The sequence below is a fragment of the Chamaesiphon sp. OTE_75_metabat_556 genome (assembly GCF_031378165.1).
GTDB lineage: Bacteria > Cyanobacteriota > Cyanobacteriia > Cyanobacteriales > Chamaesiphonaceae > Chamaesiphon.
Window position 1 is genome coordinate 1 of the sequence record NZ_JANNDR010000402.1, and the last position, 3,234, is coordinate 3,234.

The following is a 3,234-nucleotide window of genomic DNA, read 5'->3' on the forward strand; positions in this document are numbered from 1 at the left end:
TTAAGATCATGTTTTTACACATAGCATTTGTTTGATTTTATTCAGCCGTAAGCTCACCTCATAGTTATCTGAGTGAAGTTGCTGAACAAAATCAATTAAGTTATCGGCAGTGCAAGATTATTGTCTGATATTTTGATTTCCTCAAATGCTTTATTAATCCTCTGTTAATTAGTGCAAAATATTTTAACTACATCTTTTTTTGATAGAAAATGACGGTTGTTCCGCAACGTTAAAGAACTAGAGTTTTCATAAATCTTTTGATTGACAAAAGCATTGCGAATTTTCTCGCGATGCTTGGTGATAAATTCCTTGATGCGATTCCAAATATTTTGAGGTTGAGTTTCATCTATATATTTGGCAACAGCATAGGCACCTTGCTCTGAAAAAAGTCGCTCATTTAAGCTTTTATTGAAATAGATAAAGTGATGGTCTTCTTTTAGCTCCCATTGGTCATTTGGATCGGAATCAAAAAATACAATGACTAGATCCAATTTTTGTATAGTAATTTCTAGCGTCTTAGCTAGTTCCGATTCTCTAATTGTAAATCCTGATGTTCTTTTTGACATAATTACGCCTCAGCAATGATACTCTTGTACATAGTGGTAAGGCGATCGAAGATAGTTGCATCACCTGTAGTTGGGACATCAGGATGATAACTTTTACTAAGTCCGTGATAAGCCTTTTTGATGTCTTGAGTATTAGCAACTTTGGCATCTAAACCAAAAACTTGCCAAGGCTTAAAATAATTGAAAATATTAAGACCATTGATACATCCATAGCCTTCCTGATTCTCTTCTTCAGGGAGGATGCCGACAAACTTACGATATAGTTGCTCCCATCCACTCCTCACAGTCAAATTGAGATCGTCAATACCATCGACAGCCATATTAAAGGCACCAGATTTCTTGAGTTCAGTCGTGTTTTTAACCGAGAAATACTGATAAACTGCTGATTTAATCTGTGTTAGTGGTAAAGGTTTGACCTTAAGAATTTTTATTACTTTCTCTTTCTTCTTATGGTTATCTACGACAAACAGGGCAAATGCTTCCAATGCAGATCGATCGGCACCATGCAGTTCTACAAGTTTTGTAATCTCATTCTGAATGTATGAGTTAATCTGAGCTGGTGACTTCTCCTGTTTGGGCTTACTTGATTTAGTTGATGGTGATTTACCCGTAGAGGTAGTTCTTGGCATAGAGATTATTAATAAATAAAATACTTAAATATTGAATTAGGTCTTTAGTAATAATTTTTCGGGTACGATCTCAATGAAAATATTTAGAGACAAAATAGCCTTGTATTTAGGATTCCCAAATTCAGGTGAGAATTTTAACTCACCGACAATATTGAAATTATTGTAAACATATCATCCTAAAGCTTTAACGGCTACCGATCGCATAGAAGAAGGAGAATATAGATACTCGTACTGGAGAAATAGAACCAGGGCGTCTCACTGCCAAAGAAAAAGGGTTCGGTGAATAGACTGTCAAAGTCGCTGGTCGATTGTTTGTATGCGTTGATGGCAAATAGTCCCATATAATCGAAATAGCCCCCACCAGTCAAGGCGAGGGCTAGATCGATCGATAGACTGTTACTAGCAGCGCGATCGATATCAACAAAGTTAATTACTAATATTATGACTCAAGCAACCGACACAGACATCAGGGAAATTAAGACAGCGGTAGAATCGATCGCCAAGGCTACTGAAGCCAACACAAAGGCAATCGCCGATCTAGCCACTGAGGTGCGTGCGGGGTTCGCCAATGTGGATGTCAGACTCACCAAACTGGATGGGAGAATCGACACACTCGAAACTAGGGTGCTGGGCAAATTTGACACTGTTAACGCCAAAATTACCAATCTCGAAGCGAATACTAAAGCAGTTGGCGATCTAGCTGAGAAGGTTGGAGAGCTGAAGAACTGGAAACAGATTGCGATTGTCATCTTTACCGCTACTGTCGGAGGTGCGATCGGGTGGTTCATTAGAACAGGGAAAATCTGACCTCCCACTGTTTCACCCACTGTCTACTTTAGTCGCTCATTATAAGCCTTTCTCTGTATAGTTCTTAGCCATTACCGATCCTTCATTGGTAATGAAGAGGTCATGAGTTCAAGCCTCATTGAGGGCTTTTTGTTGGTAACGCATTGGTGGCAAGGCTATTAGGAAACAGATCGTGTCCTAACGGCCAAATTTTGCTATTTACCAAATTATCTTTTTTGAATTTAGTTTCTACCTAAACCTTGCAAAGCACTACTACAAATAATCTTAGAGATTGAAAAATCTCTCTTGTGCTCTGGTGTAGAATTAATTTGAGCTTTGAGATCGTACTGCTGATACAAATTAATTACTTTGTTTAGTAATGACTGTCCCGTGAAACCATTGTCTTTGATGATTTTCAATTCTCGTAAAATTGTTGGATTGTGGATAGATTTTATGCTTCTGACGAGTTCGTTAACGATCGATCTTAAATCTTCTTCGGCACCATCTTTAAACATTTTTTCTAGTTCTTTCAAAATATACTTCTGAGCAGGCGTGAGCTTAATATCACGTTGCTCTGACTGACGTATTTTCACCTCTTTACTAAATTTGCGGAGGGTTTGGGTGACGGTTTGATTATGAGTTTGGGGTAATAGTGCTGTTGGGGTGTCTTCTTTGGCGGTAATCATCGATAGAATCTTGGAAATATCACGGCTGATAATTTCACCCTCTCGATCGAGTAGAAATAGCTGTGGATATCTTTTGTCACTGGAATCGTTGATATTGCTAGATTCACAGAAGACGAATGTACCTGTTTCTTGAGCTAGTTTGGCGGTGCGGATACCATTGGGTAAATTGACAATGCGATCGAACTCATCAGGCTCATCCCGTTGGAGTTGGCGAAGCATTTCTTCAGCATAGGTTAGATCGATTGGTGGGGCTGGTTCTATATCTAGAAAGTTTAACTGTTTACCTTGCGTTTGCTCATAGATAGCGTACATGGCATTTTCATTGAGCTGTTCGCTATTATCGAGAATCGCTGAATCTTCACCGATTGTTTCATGAATTTCTTGAATTCTGAGTTTGAGCTTTTCTTTCAGTCCGAGATTCTTTTCGATCCCCAGTTCGGGGAGGAAGTTGCAACCATAAATAGTTTCTTTTTCTGTCCCAATTCGATCGATCCGCCCAAAGCGTTGAATCAGTTTGACCGGATTCCACTGCAAGTCATAATTGATAATCATGTCTCCATCTTGGAG

At 38.9% G+C, this 3,234-nt stretch carries 3 protein-coding genes and 1 pseudogene; 1 reads left to right on the forward strand and 3 read right to left on the reverse strand.

Annotated elements, in window-relative coordinates; translation table 11 throughout:
- Positions 1–164 precede the first annotated feature (164 nt).
- Positions 165–566, reverse strand: coding sequence for a hypothetical protein (locus tag RMO27_RS16235; protein WP_309734364.1), 402 nt, complete (start codon positions 564–566; stop codon positions 165–167).
- Positions 567–568: 2 nt separating this feature from the next.
- Complete coding sequence (locus RMO27_RS16240; protein ID WP_309734366.1) at positions 569–1,195, reverse strand: molecular chaperone DnaJ; 627 nt, start codon at positions 1,193–1,195, stop codon at positions 569–571.
- A gap of 441 nt (positions 1,196–1,636) precedes the next feature.
- On the opposite strand from RMO27_RS16240, the gene RMO27_RS16245 reads away from it, so the two are divergent.
- Positions 1,637–2,002, forward strand: coding sequence for a hypothetical protein (locus RMO27_RS16245; protein WP_309734368.1), 366 nt, complete (start codon positions 1,637–1,639; stop codon positions 2,000–2,002).
- Positions 2,003–2,223: 221 nt separating this feature from the next.
- On the opposite strand, the pseudogene RMO27_RS16250 reads toward RMO27_RS16245, so the two are convergent.
- A pseudogene (locus RMO27_RS16250) lies at positions 2,224–3,234 on the reverse strand (helicase); the annotation flags it as partial.